Here is an 18,017-nt window from a genome sequence, read left to right as displayed (position 1 = left end):
TTACTTGATTTCCGTTTTATCCGGAACATCAAATTCACCTTTTTCAATTAAATCTTTATACCAAAAGGCTGATTTCTTTAATGAACGGTCTCGGTTATTGTCTAAATCGATTCTAACCAAGCCATACCGGTTTTTAAATGCATTCATAGGAGATACACAATCTGTAAAGGCCCAAAGCATATAGCCTTTGCAATTTGATCCTGCTTCAGTAACTTCTATTAAACTATTCAAATGTTCTGTAATGAACTCAATGCGGTAATCGTCTTGCACGACTCCATTACTATCCATAAATCGTTCTTCTTCTTCAATACCCATTCCATTTTCTGTGACCATCCATGGAATATTGCCATACTCATTTTTTATGCGCATCCCAAAATCAAACATCATTTGAGGATAAATTTCCCATCCTCTTGATTTGTTCATTTTGCGTCCAGGCAATTCAAAATGATCATAATAATACGCTGGGTGGAATGGAGTTTGTTCATTCCATTGATGACTTGGTGCCTTCACACGATTAGGGTAATACAAATTGATCCCTAGATAATCTACAGTATTTTGTGCAATAATATCCAGTTCGTCTTTTGTATAGTCAAATAGGATATCGTGCTTTTCTAAAAGCGGGAACAATTCTTCAGGGTAAGTTCCTTTAACCAACGGATCTAAATAAATTCGATTGAAAAATAGATCATACATTTCTGCTGCTTTTTTATCTGCTTCTGAGGAAGATCTTGGATAGGTTACTTCTGGATTAAGCACAACACCGATCTGTCCATCGTAGTTATTTCTATGGTACACTTCAACAACTTTTGCTGTTGCCAAAACTTTATGGTAATTCCATTGCATCCATTTTTTAGTATTTTGCTCATGTGGATAACGGATAGCATCTAAGTAGGTCCGTGTTTGGATAACCACTGGTTCATTAAATGTAAACCAATATTTCACGCGGTCTGCATAACGATCAAATACAATTTCCGCATATTGCGTAAACAATTCTACAACTTTTTTAGAACTCCAACCCTCATACTTATCTAGCAAATAAGTAGGAAGTTCATAATGTTCTAAACAAAGCATAGGTACAACCCCTGCTTCAATCAAACTGTCTACAAAACGGTCAATGAATGAAGCGTAGTCTTCATCTACTTCTAACGTTTCATAGTTCGTAAAGAATCTCGACCAATTGATAGACGTTCTAAAATGAGTTAAGCCAATTTCTTTCATTAAATCAATATCATCTTGGTAACGTTCATAAAAATTTGTTGCAACACCGGGTCCATACCCTTCATGCCAGACATGGCGTTCGTTTTTATACCATGTATCAAGATACGAATCTTGTCCTTCTTTTTTGCCTTTCCATCCTTCTGTTTGCCATGCTGAAGACCCAGCACCGATAATAAAATTCTCTGGAATAGTTTTTTTCAATTTATACGCTCCTTCATTTACATTTTCATCTAAAAACCGATAGTCATCTAATTTAAAATGATAAGTATTATTCTTCGAGCTTACTAGACAATAAAAAGTCATAAAATAAAGTTTTATGACTTTTTATGAACACATATGAACTTACATTTAGTCGATTGCTACTCCTGCAAGTTTTTTGTATACGTCTACAACTTCAGATGCTAGATCTTTAAATGTAATAGCATTCATCAAATGATCTTGGCTGTGCACAGCTAATAAAGAAACTGTCATTGCTTCACCAGAAGCTTCTTGTGTTAACAAACTCGTTTGAGCATGATGAGCTTCAACTAATGATTTATCTGACGATTCCAATTTTTCAGCTGCTAATGCAAAATCATCTTTTTTTGCAGCATGAATAGCTTCCATTGCATCACTTTTAGCATTTCCTCCATGAATAATCAAACCCATGATTGTTTCTATATCTATTGCTTGTCCCACTTCAAAACTTCCTTTCCATAACCGTAACTAATTATTTCATTAATTCAAGAGCTTGGTTTAATACATTTTCACCGTTCATTTTACCGTAATCTTGCATGTTGATAATATCTAAAGGAATATTCTTGTCAGCTAATTTCTTTTCAAATTGGCCTTTCATAAATCGAACTTGAGGTCCTAATAACAGAACGTCGATGTTTTTACTTGCAATGTGTTTATCAGCTTCTGCTGCAGATACTGCGAAAATTTCTGTATCCATTTCACGAGCTTTTGAAGCTGCTTGCATTTTAGTCACCAATAAACTTGTACTCATACCTGCTGAACATACTAACATAATTGTTTTTTCTGCCATTATTTATCACTCCAATGTTTTATTTGCTTTACACTTATTATATTGCAATAAGCGTGCCAACTTTTATAAATGAAAACCTATTCAGAAAGCCTTTTCTTTCAATCGTTTTCATTACACACTTGAACAAAAAAAGTACACACTATTTTAGTGTGTACTTTTAAAGATGAAATTTAACTTTATTTTCAATAATCATCTGAGCAATATAAGCTATTTCATCTTCTGGAATAGCGATCTGATATTGTTTTTCTAATGGAATCAAGGTTACTTTGATAACATCCATGGTCATTCGATTTTTCTTAGCGTATTCATCTAAATCAGAAAACTTGCGCAAGATTGTTCCGGTTTTCAGTCCTTCTATCAAAAATGCAATATGCAACATCATTCCTGTTTCAACACCTGCTGGAATCATAATATTCAACTCATTCTTTAACTGTTGCATCAATTTTTGTAAGAAATGCATCAATTGTTGAACCGATCCTACTTTTTCTAATGTTCCCGTTAAAGATTGGATCATTTCATTGATTGGAAGCTCTTCTTCAACTTGGTTTTTTAACAATTGTAATTTTTCATCATTAAAAATATCATAGGCTGTATAAAAAGGAATATTTTGGTAGTCAAATTCTACCGTTCCTACTATTGCTTTAATGTCATACGTTTCCATTAATTGGTCAATTCGTTGATTAAACGCTTCACGATGTAAAAATTGCAACGGAATGATGCTGACATTGTCAGTGTCCAATATTGGACGAATGCGTTGCTCTAATTTTTTAGCCACTCCTTCACCGGTAAAACAAGTAACCAATATGGCTTTCTTTTTCTTTGTGTCCATTAACGTCAGTTGTTTTGTACTGCTCTTCAATACGGTTTGACAACTTTGGTAAATATCTTCTAGTGTGCGTCCAATGCTAGCCATTCTCACTGCCTCTAAAACAACTGGAGTACTCACCATCGGCAATGTCTTTATTCTTAACCCTAAATCTTCTGCCAGCATATTTCCAAATGTATTTAAAGAACCCATGTCGGTCAATATCAATAAACCTTGTTGGTACACTTCTTTGTCTTCCATAATCGTTTGACGCACACGATTGTACATTGCTTGAACTTTCATAGACAATGGCATATTAATAGCAATACCCACCGATGTTTCTAATAGTTCTTTTACCGTTTCCAACATACTGCTGGCCGTTGTTTTTCCATGCATCAAAACCATAATAGCTGTTGTTTTTTCTTGTTTTTGACTGATCTCTGTTTCTTCTTGTTTAGTTAAAAATAACGTGATAAAACCGATTTCTTCAAAAGGGATCTCAATGGAATACATTTCTTCGATCATAGCAGACAAATCAATGGCCACCTGAAATTCTTTAGGGTAATTCTTTCGAATTTCATTTAAATTAGGAAAGTCGATTAGTTGGTTCTCTTCAATCCGTTCCAATGCACTTTGTAAATGCAAAGCAAATGCAAACTCAATTTTAGTTGAATAATAACGATCAAGTCGCTTTTTCGCCACTTCATACATCTGTTTAATGAGTTCTTTTAAAATTGGATCAATCATATGATGACGTATATCTGATGTTGCCGATAAGTTTTTTACATATTCATTAAAATACGTCTTTTGTTCTTTATGACCTTGACCTTCCATTTGATAGTTTCCCAACACATTCTTATTCGTTTTTTTCACAAGACTCTTTGCAGTTGTGGAATCCATAGCTGTTTCAACTTGCTGCTCAGTTCCTTCATTTAAAGGTTGATACGTAAATTCTGCTTTATCTTGTTGTATCAATCGTTCCATAGGTTTGGGCATCTCTTTTATGGACAGCAATCCTTTTTGAACTTGAAGTGGCAGATCTTTTTGGTCTATTTTTAAAACTAAACTTTTTTTTGTTCTAAAATTCAAAAAGGCTTTAGCACAAACAAGTTTTAAATCTCTTTGAAATTGTCCAATATTGCCTTCTGGTTGGTACAACATAAAAGCTAGTAAGACTTCTCTTTCAATCGTTATCTTTTGGTTGAGACGTTGAGATTCTTGTTTTAAAAAACTATCGATCAATTCATATCGCTCTTCAATGGTCCGTTCAGCTAACTCAGGTAGCGTGATTGCCATCGGTATCCTACGAGTAAAGGTTGACAACAAAACATCTGATTTTTCTGTTGTTGCTCCAATGATCAATACATTTGCATGATACGTTTCATTGCTTTCACCTAGTGGACGATAAATGCCTTTATCAATAAATGTAAATAACATCTCTTGACCTTCAGGCGGTAATCGATGAATTTCATCTAGAAATAAAATGCCATTATTTGCTTGGTGAAGCAATCCTGTTCGGTCTTGAGTAGCACCAGTATAAGAACCTTTTTTCACACCAAAAATGTGCCCAAATAGTAATTGTGGGTTTTGAGCATAATCAGCACAATTATAAGTAATAAAAGGAGCATCTGTAGATAATGCATTTGATTCCACAGCATATTGATACATACATTCTGCAAATAATGATTTCCCAGTACCCGTTTGTCCAAAAATAATCGTATGCAACCCATTAGGGGGATATAAAATAGCCGCTTTTGCTTGCTGCACCATTTCTTTTAAAGAGGCTTCATAACCAATCAGACGAGAAAAAGCTATTTGATCCATTTTTTCTTTTTGATGTACTTCGTTTAGTGGAAATGCTTGATACAAAACTGGACGACCTGGTATCTTATTAATTTGGTTTTCTTTATACAATTCATTTAAGTAACGACTGATATTTGCCCGATCTAAAGATAATGCCAGTGCAATATCTTTGGCTGTGACAGCTTTATTTAATTCATTTAAGTAATCTAGCACTACTTTTTTACGATTGTTTGTCACTTTGCCTCCCCCTTACTTTGATTAATGTTTTCTTTTAAAATTTTTGGTTCATATCTATAAACGTAAAGCTACGGGTATCATAGCGATGACGACTTCGTGAATGCTCAAAAGGACGTCCATCTTTTAAATAAACAATTTGTTCAACTTCTAATACGGGGTCATGGACACCGCAATTTAAATATTCTTGATCATACTTAGAAGATTTATCAGCCCTAATTTTACGATAAGCTCCACTAAATTTTATATTTAATTCATCATGAATATATTTATAAATAGAACCTTTAATGATATCTTCTGTTAATCCTATTGCCAAATCGGTTGGCATGTAAGTATGCTCTAAAACATACGCTTTATCATCAAGTATTCTTAATCTAATTAGGTTATAGACCGGCATATTTTTTTCAATCATCAAATGCTCCATAATCTCTTCGTTTGGAAATTCAACTGTAAATTTAATGATCTTACTTTCTAACTTATGGCCTTGCATTTGTTTAGTTAGTCCATCGTATTCATTAACTGCAGCATTTTCTTCATTTAATGGAGAGTTTTTCATAACAAAAGTACCAGAACCACGCTGCCGGTAAATCAATCCTTCCATTGCCAAGATATCTAACGCTTTTTTTATAGTCATTCTGCTAACACTAAATTCTTCTGATAATGTCACTTGATCGGGAATAAGAGATTCCACTTTATAAATTCCATTTGTAATGCGATTCCTTATTTCATTTGCTATCGCTTCATACTTTACCATTTTGGCACCTCCTTGTTATTACACTCACGATCATCATAGCCTAATTAAAAAAATAAGACTAGCCTTTTAATATAAAAAAACTCATTTTCAATTATATTTTCTAACAAAAAGGAACTTACCCCGAAGAGGCAAGTTCCTTTTTCAATCACTATTTCTTTTAAGCGTAAACTTAATCAGCCATAGAAACAGCATTTAGATTTACTTTATCTACTAATTTAAGGAATGGGAACCAAATCAATCCGATAATGGCCATATCAATTACTTGAAGTAATCCACCCATTAATGAGTTGGTAGCCATGAATCCATTAATAATAACAGGTATTGTCCAAGGAACTGTAACCCCTGTTGGGATCGGGAATATTCCTGCAGCCATAACCGCATAATTGAATGCTGTTGTTACTAAAGGAGCAATTAACCAAGGAATAAAGATTGAAGCATTTAATACTAAAGGCATACCGAAAATCAATGGTTCATTTACGTTAAAGATTGCAGGTCCTAAAGCTAAGCGACCAATATCTTTATTTTGTCTGCTTTTCATAACAAATGCAAGGAGTAATACAACAACTAAAGTGCTTCCTGATCCACCCATACCAACAGTGTAAATTTCCATAAATGGTTTAGTTACGATATGTGGTAAAGCATCGCCGGCTTTGAAAGCATCAAGGTTTTCTAAAGCTAAAGTGTTCCAGATTGGGTCCATTACTGAGTTAACAATAATTTGTCCATGTAATCCAAAGAACCATAAGAATTGAACGAAGAACACGGCAATCAGTGTAGCAGGTAATCCACTACCAAGAGCTGTTAATGGTTGTTGGATTGCTGTATAGACAACATCATGCAAGTTTGTATCAAAGAAACCAGAAACTGCTGCATTTAGTAATAAGAAAGTTGCTAATGTAATAATAGCAGGTAATAAGGCTGCAAATGAATTTGCAACTGCTGGTGGAACACCATCAGGCATTTTGATAACAATTCCTTTTTTAACGATACGTGTGTATATCTCAGCTGCAATAAATGCTGCGATCATACCGATGAACATACCTTTTGCACCTAAACGATCTAATGATAACACGCCTGTTACTGCTTCTCCAGATTCAGTTACCATTGAGAAAGGTGTTAAAATTAAGTACGAAGCTAATGATACAGCCCCACCAAAGACGCCTTCAACATCATAGGATTTGCTTAAATAATAACCAATACCGAACGTTACAAAAATGGTCATGATCGACATTGTCGCATTTTGCCCATTTCCAAATAAATTTCCTAAGTTACCTTTTAATGTATCGCTGAAAAATGGCAAGTTATTTAATACAACTACAATTGATCCAAACATGGTAATTGGAAAAGCAAGCATAAATGCATCACGTAAAACTTTAAGATAACGATTTTCGCCAAGTTTCCCGGCAATAGGAAGTAATTTCTCCCCTAATTTATCAATAAATCCATTCACGGGTATTCCTCTTTTCTATTCTTATTTTCTAAGTAAAGTTAAATAGGTAAGAATTTGTAAAGCAACTAAAAATAGGCCTCTTTTTAGTTTTCATCAATTATTTGAAATCGATTACATATGAATAATAGCATGTACATTTTTATATGTCTAGTCTTTTATTTAAAAAAACTGAACTTATTTAAAAAATATTGGATTTTCCATTTGGAAAATCCAATACTGAATTACTTTTTAGTTAAACCCGTTAGCGTCAGATACTTCTTTGAACCAACGACCACTTTTCTTAACTGTTCTTTTTCCTTCATTGTTGATGTCTACTGCAATAAAACCATAACGGTTTTTATAAGCATTTGTCCATGACCAGTTATCCATACATGTCCACATATGGTACCCTTGTACATTGCTGCCTTCTTGAATGGCTTGATGCATATAAGTTAAATGATCTTTTACAAATTCGATACGGTAATCATCTTCTATACTTCCATCAGGATTAATATAGGCTTCTTCACCTTCTACACCCATTCCATTTTCAGAAATGTAGCAACGAATATTGCCATAGTTTTCTCTAAGGTTTGTTAAAATATCATAAACGCCTTTTTCGTAAATTTCCCATCCACGGTAAGGATTCATTTTACGGTCAGGTTTGATATAATTGTCAAAATAATCATCTGGCATAGGACCATCAGCTAATTTTTCTGATGATTCTTTCGCTTTGATACGACGAGGTTGGTAGTAATTAACTCCCAACAAATCGACAGTATTATTTTTTATAATTTCTAAATCGTCATCTTCAATAGTAGGCAAATGATCGATTTCTTTCAATAACTCAACTAAATCTGTTGGAAATTCACCTTTAACTGAAGGGTCTAGGAATGAGCGGTTAAAGAATGCATCGGCAAGTTGTGCTGCTTTTACATCTTCAGGATTTGTTTCGTCTCTTGGGTAGCTTGGAGTTAAGTTTAAAATAATTCCAATTTCTCCATCTAAATCCATTTCATGGTAAACTTTTATCGCTTTAGCACTTGAAAGAACTTCATGGTAAGCAACTTGAACAGCTTTTTTCATATTCACTTCATTTGGATAATGGAATTGATATAAGTATCCACCTTCAACTGGTACAATAGGTTCATTATGTGTAAACCATCTCTTAATGCGGTCGCCAAATAATTCAAAACATGTTTGAGCAAATACTACATAAGCATCTACTGTTTCACGATTTAACCAACCGCCTTTTTCTTGTAATTTCATAGGCATATCAAAGTGGTATAAGTTAATAAATGGTTCAATATCATTTGCAAGCAATTCATTGATCACATCATTATAAAACTCAACAGCTTTTTGATTCACTTCTCCTGTACCATTAGGAATCAAACGACTCCATTGAATAGAAGTTCTAAATGTTGTGTGACCTGTTTCTTTCATTAGTTGGATATCTTCTTTATATTTTTCATAGAAGTAAGAAGTTTTTTCTGGTCCTACTCCATTAAAGAATTTTTCTGGTTCTTCACGGTACCAATGATCCCAAATGTTATCCCCTTTGTTATCGCCTTCAAAAACGCCTTCTGTTTGCGGTCCACTAGCTGCAGATCCCCACCAGAATCCTTCTGGAAATTCATATTTCATCCTACTAAACACTCCTTTTTTTAACTTAACCTCTAGACTAAAAGTCTAGTCATTTGTATAAAACAATTATACATTTATAAAGAACAGATTACAAGATGTTAGCGCTATATTTTTAATTAAACAGGAATCCAATCATTTATGAGCGTTTTTCCTTTTATATTTTACTCAAGATTGATTGTACTCGGCGTTCTTCTTTCAAATACATATACCTTATCAAAACCTGCTTCTTTTGCCATTTTTATTGCTATTTCTTGATTAGATCCTACTGTTTCTGAGCGATGCGAATCAGAACCAATCGTTAAAATTTTTCCACCCAATGAATGATACAATCGCAAAACATCCATTGATGGAAAAGTTTCTTTTAATCCTTTTTTTGACAATCCTGATGTATTGATTTCAATTCCAATACCTCGTTTTATTGCTTTGCGTAAAATCTTTTCAATAATAGGTCTATAAATTATAAAATCGTAGTTGCCTACTGTTTCTACAGCATAGCGTTTGATTAAATCTAAATGTGCGATCACATCAATATCAGCGTCGCTTACCATTGCGTAAACTTCTTCAAAATAATTTTGGTAAATTTCTTTCTTCGTTTTATTTGCCATAAACATTCGCAATTTTTCTTCTTTGATGTTATGAACAGACCCTAGGATAAAATCTATTTCCAAATTTGCTAAAGCTTCTTTATAGTCTTCTTTCATCAAATGCGGCTCGCATAGTTCAATTCCAGCTTTAATCACTAGTTGATTTTTGACTAATTCACGGCACTTGTTAATCTGAGAAAAATAACGGTCAAATTCCATGTGACCATAAGTAGGAACTTTAGGGTTAACAGAAAAGTGCTCCGTAAAACAAACTTCATTCACCCCTCTTCTTATCGCTTGTTCGCATACTTCTTTCATCTGTGCTTGAGAATCAAATGAATTATCTGTGTGATGATGGTAATCAGCAAGATACATGATTCTACACTCCTTTGTCTTAATTTATCCTCCAAAATAAGGTTCTCTCTATTGAATTAGATGACTTTATTCAGTTTAATCCAGATGCAGTTTCTTTTCATCTTTTATCTAGCAAAAAAAGATGGACACCTATGAGTGAAGTGTCCACCTTTTTTAGTCTCGTGTCTTTTATTTAGCTTTTACTTCGTTGTTTACGATCGTTTTTTAGTTAATGTTTTAGCCGCCTAATGTTACATCTTGATCTTGATACCATTGCAAAGCTGCATGTACTTGATCAATAGTATAATCTGGCCACATTTCTTCAGCGACATAAAAATCAGAATAGATTGATTGAATCGGTAAAAATCCACTTAATCTTCTTCTACCGCCCCATCGGATGATAAGATCCATTCTTGAGATATCTGAAGAGGCAATCATTTTTGTACTATCTTGCTTAGGGTCAAAATCGATTTGTTTAATACCGTAATTCAAATCCCAATTCCAGCCATAATTCACTAGAAAGTTGATTTTCATTAGTCCATTGCCAAATTTAGTTCTCTTAGTATAAGGAAGCAATTCTTTTGGAAATAATGGGGAATTTGTATTTCCGACAACCAACAAATCTGCATCTCTATCTTTCAACTTATTCACAGCATCTACACAGGCTTTTTGAAAAGCTTGTGTCTGTTCTGCTGGGCGTTTAGTATTGTCCATTGTGAAGCCATAAAACGTCATTTCTTTAATACCTAATTCTAAACAAAGGTGATATAATTCTAGACCAGGTTCTATACCAAATTTATATCCTTCTTGCTTTTCAAGCCCATTTTCTTGAGCCCATCGTCTATTGCCATCTGGAATGATTCCAATATGTTTAGGCAGACGTTTATATCCGTTCATCAAATTCCCCCCTTAAATACCCACCTTATTATTGTAACCGAATTCTGAAAAAATAAGTAATAAATAGCTTTTCTCAAAAAAAATTTCCCGAGATAGCCTCTCGAGAAATTTTTAAGTTGATTCATTATTTTTCTACTACAAACGAATCTAAAGAATAAAGCGTTAGTGTTTTTTCTGTAGTTTCATTTAAATCATTAAATCTCAATAGAGAATCATCTTCATCTACAAAATAGCGTAGGGTGAAAACCTCTTCTCCCCTATTTAAAAATAATTCAATCAATGAGCTTTCAACCATTATCCGCAATTCCATCAGGTCACGTTTTAAAAAGACACTTCGTACTTCTTTAACCTTTGTTTTCCAATTGGTCCGTATTACGGTTAATTTTTTACTATTAGCTTGATAATTGATTTCCACTTCACTTCTTACTGTTAAAACAAAGTCTGTTGCAGCTTTACTCCATTCAATCAAAATGTCTTGTTGAAGGGAAGTCATTTTAACTGCCTCATTTCCAACACTTTTGATGACTGCAGGATTTTCTTTTCTTAAATTCGCCAGTTCAGCAATTGGGTACTGAATGAGCTTTCCATTCTCATAACGCATTTCTCTAGGTATAGTCAAAGCATGTATCCACCCTTGCTGCCTAGTTGGGACAGCCGCTTCAACTTCAGGCTCCATAACTCCAACCCAGCCATATAAAATCGTACGACCAGCATCATCTACAAAAGTTTGCGGAGCATAAAATTCAAATCCACGATCCAATTCTTCAAATGGTTGACCATCCTTTACAAAGGTACCATTCTCTAAAAATTCTCCTGTAAAATAGCCGCTTTGATAAATGTTGTTGTATTTTTCTCCTTCATCTTCTAAACCTTGAGGCGAAAATACAAAGATATCTCTGTCAGCAAATTTTAGAAGATCCGGACATTCCCACATAAATCCTAAAGAAATAGATTCTTCTAACATAGACCCTACTAAGGTCCAATCAACTAAATTAGCTGATTGATAGATTAATGCGTCTCCTGTTAGATTTTCTTTTTGTGCACCCAGTATCATCCACCAGTTGCCCTCTTTGCCTTGCCAAACTTTAGGATCTCTAACGTGTGCTGTGTATCCTTTTATTGGATGCTCTAGAATTGGCCCCTTCTTTTCAAAATGAATGCCGTCTTCTGAAACAGCTAAGCATTGATAGCTTTTACGTTCACCGTTCTCGCTTCTAACATTTCCAGTGTAGAATAAATAAATTTCCCCCTCGAAAACAACGGCGCTTCCGGAGTAGCATCCATCTTTATCATACCAATCAACAGGCTCCAATGCTGGTTTATAAGTCTTCCAATGGATAAAATCCTTCGTTGTTATATGTCCCCAGCTTTTTGATTGGTGTGTCGTGTCTGCTTGATTCCATTGATAGAAGACATGATATACTCCTTTATAGTAAACAAGACCATTTGGATCATTTAATAATCCCTTAGGTGACCGAATATGGTAACCTAGATCGTATTGCTTCAATTTATTGGTTTGTTCCATCGTTCTAAACGTCCTTTCAGCCTTCTATTTCTTCTCTCATTTTGTCACTGTAACCAAATAGATAAGTTAATGTGAATGCCACAGCGATCGCGATAACGTTACCCAAAATATAAAGAAGAATTTGGTCATTCAAGTAAAGCAATGTTCCTGGAATAACGGTTAGAGACATACCGGTTGCTTCCAATCCAACTAAGTCTCCAAAGAAACCACCTACTCCACCACCAACTAGTCCAAAGACAAATGGCTTAACGTAACGTAAATTTACCCCGAATACAGCTGGCTCCGTTATCCCTAAGAAAGCAGATAATGTTGAAGGATAAGCTAATGCTTTTAATTTTTTAGATTTTGTTTTCATCGCTACTGCCAGTGTTGCTCCACCTTGTGCTGCAACACTGGCTGTAATAATTCCGTTATACGGATTCACACCCGTGTTTGCTAATAATTGGATTTCTAAGAAATTGAAGAGGTGATGAATTCCGGTTACAACAATCAATTGATTTATTGCACCTAGGACTAAACCAGCCAAACCAAATGGCAATCCTAATATCCAAATGGTTGCATTTAGTACAACTTCTTCTAAAGAATGGAAGACCGGTCCGATAACAAATAACGATAAGATACTCATGATCAATAATGTCGCAAATGGCGTAATCAATAAATCCAATGTTTCAGGTACATATTTCCGAAGCCATCTTTCCAACTTTGCACCTACAAAACCAGCAATAAAGGCCGGCAATACTGTTCCTTGATAACCAACGACTGGAATAAACCCAAACATCGTAATAGGATCAGCTGTTCCTCCTGCTACAGCATAAGCATTTGGCAATACAGGATTAACAAGCATTAATCCTAATACAATACCAATAACGGGAGAACCACCGAATACTTTAAATGAAGACCAAGCAACTAGTGCTGGCAAGAACGCAAATGCTGTATCCGTTAACACTTCAGTGTATAATAAAAAATTAGGGCTAATATCTGCTGGTACCATTCCAAAAACGGCTAATACTTGCTCTTGAGTCAACAATCCTCGTAATCCCATAAACAATCCGGTTGCAACTAAGACAGGAACAATAGGAACAAATACATCACCAAATGTCCGAATCATACGTTGAAATACATTTCCTTGCTTCTTTGCTTCTGTTTTCATTTCACCAGTTGATCCTTCATTCACTCCTAAACCAATCACTTCTTCATAAATTTTATTTACGGTACCGGTTCCAAAAATGATTTGAAATTGTCCTGAGTTGTAAAATGCACCTTTTACTTTTTCAATGCCTTCTACTTCATTTTTATCGATTTTACTTTCATCCTTTACCATAATACGTAATCGAGTGGCACAATGAGCTACCGAACGAATATTTTTTTCTCCTCCAACGGCTGCAATGACTTCTTTTGCAATTTCTTTATTATTCGACATAACTTTCTCCTCCTTCAGTTTTTGGAACCGGTTTCTATTTTTATTCTAACTTATTTTTTTTACTCTGTCTACTCAAACCATATTATTTTTTTTACGTATTTTTATTTATATACGTAAAATAAAACATATGGCAGTTATACCTACCATATAGGGTTGATTGCGTTGATGAAAACCGTACATAAAAGCATTATACGTACCATTTTCAAAAAAATCAAAGCATACAGTACGTATGAACACTACATCTACTGTATGGGATTAGTTGTCGTAACGAATAAAGTACATATGTACACTATAAAATAAAATAGCCGAGTAATAGCACTCTTTCGCGAGTCTTTCACTTGGCTATTTTTATTTTTTAAATTTACTGTATGTGTTTTGACACTGGTGAATTGATTTCATCGACAATGCATTACTAGTAAAATCAATAAAATTTATATCGAAGGGTTTTCATAAGCAATAGTTGATTCTCTTTTAACTAAAATATTAGGCAACTCTAAATTACTTATGCTATCTTCGCCTTCAATCAGTTTAATTAAATTGGTAACTGAAAGAGTACCCAATTGTTTATAGGGATACTTTACTGTTGTAATAGTTGGTGTAACGATAGAAGTAACTTCATATCCACCAAAACCCGATAATGAAAAGTCAGTCGGAATACTAAGACCTAATGTGTGCGCAGCTTTCATAACAGCTAACGCTATATTATCTGTAGCACAAAGTACGTAGGTAGCCGATGTTGTGGCTAACACATTCATCGCTTTTTCATACGCTTTTGAAAAAGAAAAATTTGCTTCAACAATCTCAATAGTTGTATCTGAATTTTTTTTAAGAGCTTCTAAAACACCTTTTGATCTTAATTGGCCTACTGCTTGATCTTCTTCAAGAACGGTAAAATACAGAAAATCCTTATGCCCTAATTCTGTTGCGTAACTCCCCAACTTATATCCTGCCTCATACTCTTGATGGACGATCGTATTCAGTCCTTCTGCAGATTGGCCAAGCAGCAATACGGGAATGTTGACTTCTGCTATAGCTTTTCGATGAGCTGGGGTTACAACTGTAGCCAAAAGGATGATCCCATCTACTTTTTGTTTTGCCAATGTATAAATATTTTCTACTTCACGTTTAACATTTTGGTTTGTATTCGTAATAATTAATTGATATTGTTTATTCCTTAGTTCTTCATCAATACTTGCTAAAATAGTATTGGTCGCAAATGAATCCAATCTAGGAATGATGGTTCCAATCATATTTGTTTTTTTCGCTTTTAAACTTTGCGCAAACGTATTCGGTGCATAGCCAGTTTCATTCACAATTTCATCTAATTTGGCTTTGGTTTTCTTACTAACGGATCCGCCATTCAAATACCTGGAAACCGTACTTTTGGCTACTCCAGCTTTATGAGCGATATCTTTTATGGTTACCATCTTATCACCTTACGTTTCTATGATCTTTGCTTTTTTATTTCTCTTCCATAGCCATCAATAGGCAACCTGTAATACCAGCATTATCTTCAAGCTCAGGCGTGACGATGTACTCATCTAATGCTGGCGTATTGACGTAGTCAGCCATTAAATTGGCAAATTCTTTTTTGATTAAATCAAGTAGTTGCGTTTGTTTCATAACGCCTCCACCTAAGATAATCTTTTCTGGACTAAGAATCAAGGTATAGTTGACTAATGCTTGTGCTAAATAAAAAGCTTCTATTTCCCAAACTTTTTTATCATCAGCTAAGTCCATTCCTTTTTTTCCATAACGCTTTTCAATGGCTGGACCTGCAGCTACACCTTCCAAGCAATTGCCATGGTACGGGCAAACGCCTTCAAAATCATCTTCAGGGTGCATACTGACTAAAAGGTGTCCCATTTCAGGATGTCCAAATCCGCTTAATACTTTCCCGTCAACAACTGCTCCACCCCCGATACCGGTTCCAATTGTCAAGTAAAGACAGCTATTAGTTCCTTGTGCACTTCCTCTTTTAAGTTCACCATAAGCAGCAGCGTTCACATCTGTCGTCCAAGCTACTGGAATACCATATCTCTTTTTAACAGAACCTAAAAAGTCATAGTTTTTCCAAGCTGTTTTGGGGGTCGATGTTACATACCCGTATGTAGCTGATTTTTCATTAACATCAATTGGTCCGAAAGATCCAATTCCAATAGATGTTAACGTATATTGGTCAAAAAAACCAAAGACTTGTTTAAGGGTTTCTTCAGGTGTAGTAGTTGGGATACTCACTCGTTCTTTTATTTCCAATTGTTCATCACTGACTGCACATACAAATTTTGTTCCGCCTGCTTCTATTGCACCATACATCATTCTACTTCCTCCTACTGGTCTGCTTTAATTATTTTAGAAAAGGGTTTCTTAGCCCTAATATTACCACAGAATTTTTACAACTACTAGATAGCCAACTAGCTTTTTATACGGGAAAACACTAAAATAAAAAGCTCTTTAAAGAAAGATTTTCTTTAAGAACTTTTTTAGCTGTTTCTTATTTTCTTTACCCGTTTTATTATCAAACCCATCTTCACTCTGTATAGGAGTTAAAATAAACCAGATCTTTAAAAATAAAGAGCTTATGCTCATACTCCAACTTATTCATTTCTTTTAACTTTTTGATGGTATTTCCAACGGTTTCTCTTGAACAGCCACTAATATCTGCTATTTCATTGATCGTAATAGGGTAAGGAATATTAACCATCGTTGGATTAGTATAATCCCCTAACTCTTTCATTAAATAATTTAAAGCTTTGATGATTCGATTTGTAGCACTTGAAACGACCATATACTGCACTCTGGTTTCGTGGTTTTCAAGAATTTTAGACAGCTTATGATAAAAGTACATCATTTGTTTAGGATTCTCTGCAATTAGACTTTCAAAGAGACCTGTAGGCATATAGTAAAGTTCAATATTGGTCACTGCATACGCAGAATAATGATAAGCATCATCTGAAAACAGACCACCATAAGGAAATAACGTTTCTTTTTTAACATAATCTGTATACGTATAAGACGCACTTTCATCATATCTTTCAAGTCTGACCAATCCATTTAACAAATAAAATACTTTGTCTCGGATGTCTCCTTCATCAAACAAAACTTGTCCTTTTTTGTATTTACGTAAATACATATTTTTTCGGAGATGATTAAATTCTGAATCAGTAAATTCTGAAAAGACTGGTCTGTAACGAAGCTCATATAAATTCGTCATCTTTTTTTGAATAATGGTCATCAAAAACACTCCTTCATTTACGTACACTATATCATCCCACAAGATAATTTCTTCACAAGATCAGTTTAACACAAAAGCAAGAAAAAACCTCTTTTAAAAAGGCTTTTCTTGCTTTTTATGGGCATTTTTTAATAGCGCTTACACTATTTTGTAATGATTGTTCCAGCTCCTTCTGTTAATACTTGCTCTATATTTTCTAAGGATGTAATAATAGCTTTTCCTTTTTTCGCATTTTCAACAAATGCAATTGCTGCTTCTACTTTTGGCAGCATGCTTCCGGCAGCAAATTGATTCTCAGTAATATAGGTTTTCATTTCTTCAACCGATACTTGATTTAATTGTTTTTGATTTGGTTTATTAAAATTGACATACACATTATTTACACCCGTCAGAATAATCAGTAAATCTGCTTGAATCAATTCAGCCAACTTCTGAGATGCAAAATCTTTATCAATGACTGCTTCTATCCCTTTTAATTCCTTCCCCCTTTTCACAACAGGAATACCACCTCCGCCAACGGTAATAGGAATGATTCCATTTTCGACCAATTGATTGATGACTTTGTGTTCTTTAATACTGATTGGCTTTGGAGAGGGAACAACTTTACGCCAACCTCTTCCTGCATCTTCTTTAAAAACGGCTTTTGTTCGTTCCATTTCAATTTCAGCTTCTGCTCCAGATAAAAACGGACCGATGGGTTTGCTTGGATTTCTAAAAGCAGGATCAGTTTCATCTACGATTACTTGAGTAATCAGCGAGACAACTGATTTATCTAAATTTCTTTTTTCTAAAGCACGTGTAAGAGCATTTTGCATCCAATACCCAATACTTCCTTGAGTCATTGCGACACAGGTATCTAATGGCATTGCTGGATTCTTAGGGCTATTTATGGCAATTTGTTGTAACAATAGATTGCCAACTTGAGGGCCGTTTCCATGGGAGATAACCAGATCATCTCCATTTTCAATAAATTTAACCAAATATTCCGCTGTTTTTTCAAGAGCTTGTTGTTGAGCTTGCGCACTTGCATCATTTGATAATATTGCATTTCCGCCTAACGCTACGACAATTTTCCTTTTCCCCATGTTTTT

General features: G+C 34.6%; 14 protein-coding genes and 1 pseudogene. All 15 read right to left on the bottom strand.

The annotated features are described in order from the left end of the window. Nucleotides 1-1,419, bottom strand: coding sequence for a glycoside hydrolase family 1 protein (locus NST49_RS05485; RefSeq protein WP_251165639.1), 1,419 nt, complete (start codon nt 1,417-1,419; stop codon nt 1-3). A gap of 147 nt (nt 1,420-1,566) precedes the next feature. Further along, entirely contained in the window at nt 1,567-1,866 is a 300-nt protein-coding gene (locus tag NST49_RS05480) for a PTS lactose/cellobiose transporter subunit IIA (RefSeq protein WP_285836196.1), read from the bottom strand. Nucleotides 1,867-1,927: 61 nt separating this feature from the next. Then, nucleotides 1,928-2,245: a PTS sugar transporter subunit IIB gene (locus NST49_RS05475; protein ID WP_023178958.1), complete on the bottom strand. Its 318-nt coding sequence runs from the start codon at nt 2,243-2,245 to the stop codon at nt 1,928-1,930. A 157-nt stretch (nt 2,246-2,402) separates the two neighbouring features. Beyond that, nucleotides 2,403-5,090 carry a sigma 54-interacting transcriptional regulator gene (locus tag NST49_RS05470; protein ID WP_341047449.1) on the bottom strand — a complete coding sequence of 896 codons (2,688 nt, stop codon included), beginning with the start codon at nt 5,088-5,090 and terminating at the stop codon, nt 2,403-2,405. A 34-nt stretch (nt 5,091-5,124) separates the two neighbouring features. Beyond that, the gene (locus NST49_RS05465) at nt 5,125-5,841 is read right to left on the bottom strand and encodes a GntR family transcriptional regulator (RefSeq protein ID WP_023178961.1); all 717 of its coding nucleotides are present in this window, start codon (nt 5,839-5,841) and stop codon (nt 5,125-5,127) included. Nucleotides 5,842-6,010: 169 nt separating this feature from the next. Further along, nucleotides 6,011-7,291, bottom strand: coding sequence for a PTS cellobiose transporter subunit IIC (gene celB / locus NST49_RS05460; RefSeq protein WP_034537411.1), 1,281 nt, complete (start codon nt 7,289-7,291; stop codon nt 6,011-6,013). A gap of 228 nt (nt 7,292-7,519) precedes the next feature. Beyond that, a complete protein-coding gene (locus tag NST49_RS05455; protein ID WP_341047447.1) occupies nt 7,520-8,911 on the bottom strand; it encodes a glycoside hydrolase family 1 protein in 1,392 nt (463 codons plus the stop codon). Between the two features lie 161 nt (nt 8,912-9,072). Continuing rightward, nucleotides 9,073-9,870: a histidinol-phosphatase HisJ family protein gene (locus NST49_RS05450; RefSeq protein ID WP_023178966.1), complete on the bottom strand. Its 798-nt coding sequence runs from the start codon at nt 9,868-9,870 to the stop codon at nt 9,073-9,075. A gap of 216 nt (nt 9,871-10,086) precedes the next feature. After that, nucleotides 10,087-10,746, bottom strand: coding sequence for an undecaprenyl diphosphate synthase family protein (locus NST49_RS05445; protein WP_341047445.1), 660 nt, complete (start codon nt 10,744-10,746; stop codon nt 10,087-10,089). Between the two features lie 124 nt (nt 10,747-10,870). Continuing rightward, the gene (locus tag NST49_RS05440; RefSeq protein WP_341047443.1) at nt 10,871-12,271 is read right to left on the bottom strand and encodes a glycoside hydrolase family 32 protein; all 1,401 of its coding nucleotides are present in this window, start codon (nt 12,269-12,271) and stop codon (nt 10,871-10,873) included. A gap of 40 nt (nt 12,272-12,311) precedes the next feature. After that, a pseudogene (locus NST49_RS05435) lies at nt 12,312-13,691 on the bottom strand (sucrose-specific PTS transporter subunit IIBC); the annotation flags it as partial. 431 nt (nt 13,692-14,122) lie between these two features. After that, a complete protein-coding gene (locus tag NST49_RS05430) occupies nt 14,123-15,118 on the bottom strand; it encodes a LacI family DNA-binding transcriptional regulator (protein ID WP_034537420.1) in 996 nt (331 codons plus the stop codon). 34 nt (nt 15,119-15,152) lie between these two features. Then, on the bottom strand, nt 15,153-16,010 hold the full coding sequence (locus tag NST49_RS05425) for an ROK family protein (RefSeq protein ID WP_034537422.1): 858 nt from the start codon (nt 16,008-16,010) through the stop codon (nt 15,153-15,155). A 211-nt stretch (nt 16,011-16,221) separates the two neighbouring features. After that, the gene (locus tag NST49_RS05420; RefSeq protein ID WP_051932679.1) at nt 16,222-16,926 is read right to left on the bottom strand and encodes a Crp/Fnr family transcriptional regulator; all 705 of its coding nucleotides are present in this window, start codon (nt 16,924-16,926) and stop codon (nt 16,222-16,224) included. Between the two features lie 143 nt (nt 16,927-17,069). Further along, a complete protein-coding gene (gene arcC, locus NST49_RS05415) occupies nt 17,070-18,011 on the bottom strand; it encodes a carbamate kinase (RefSeq protein WP_034537424.1) in 942 nt (313 codons plus the stop codon). Nucleotides 18,012-18,017: the final 6 nt, after the last annotated feature.

The sequence above is a fragment of the Carnobacterium sp. FSL W8-0810 genome (assembly GCF_038007125.1).
GTDB classification, from domain to species: Bacteria; Bacillota; Bacilli; order Lactobacillales; family Carnobacteriaceae; genus Carnobacterium_B; species Carnobacterium_B inhibens.
Note: the sequence above shows the minus strand (reverse complement) of the source record. Positions and strands in the feature narration are given on the sequence as shown.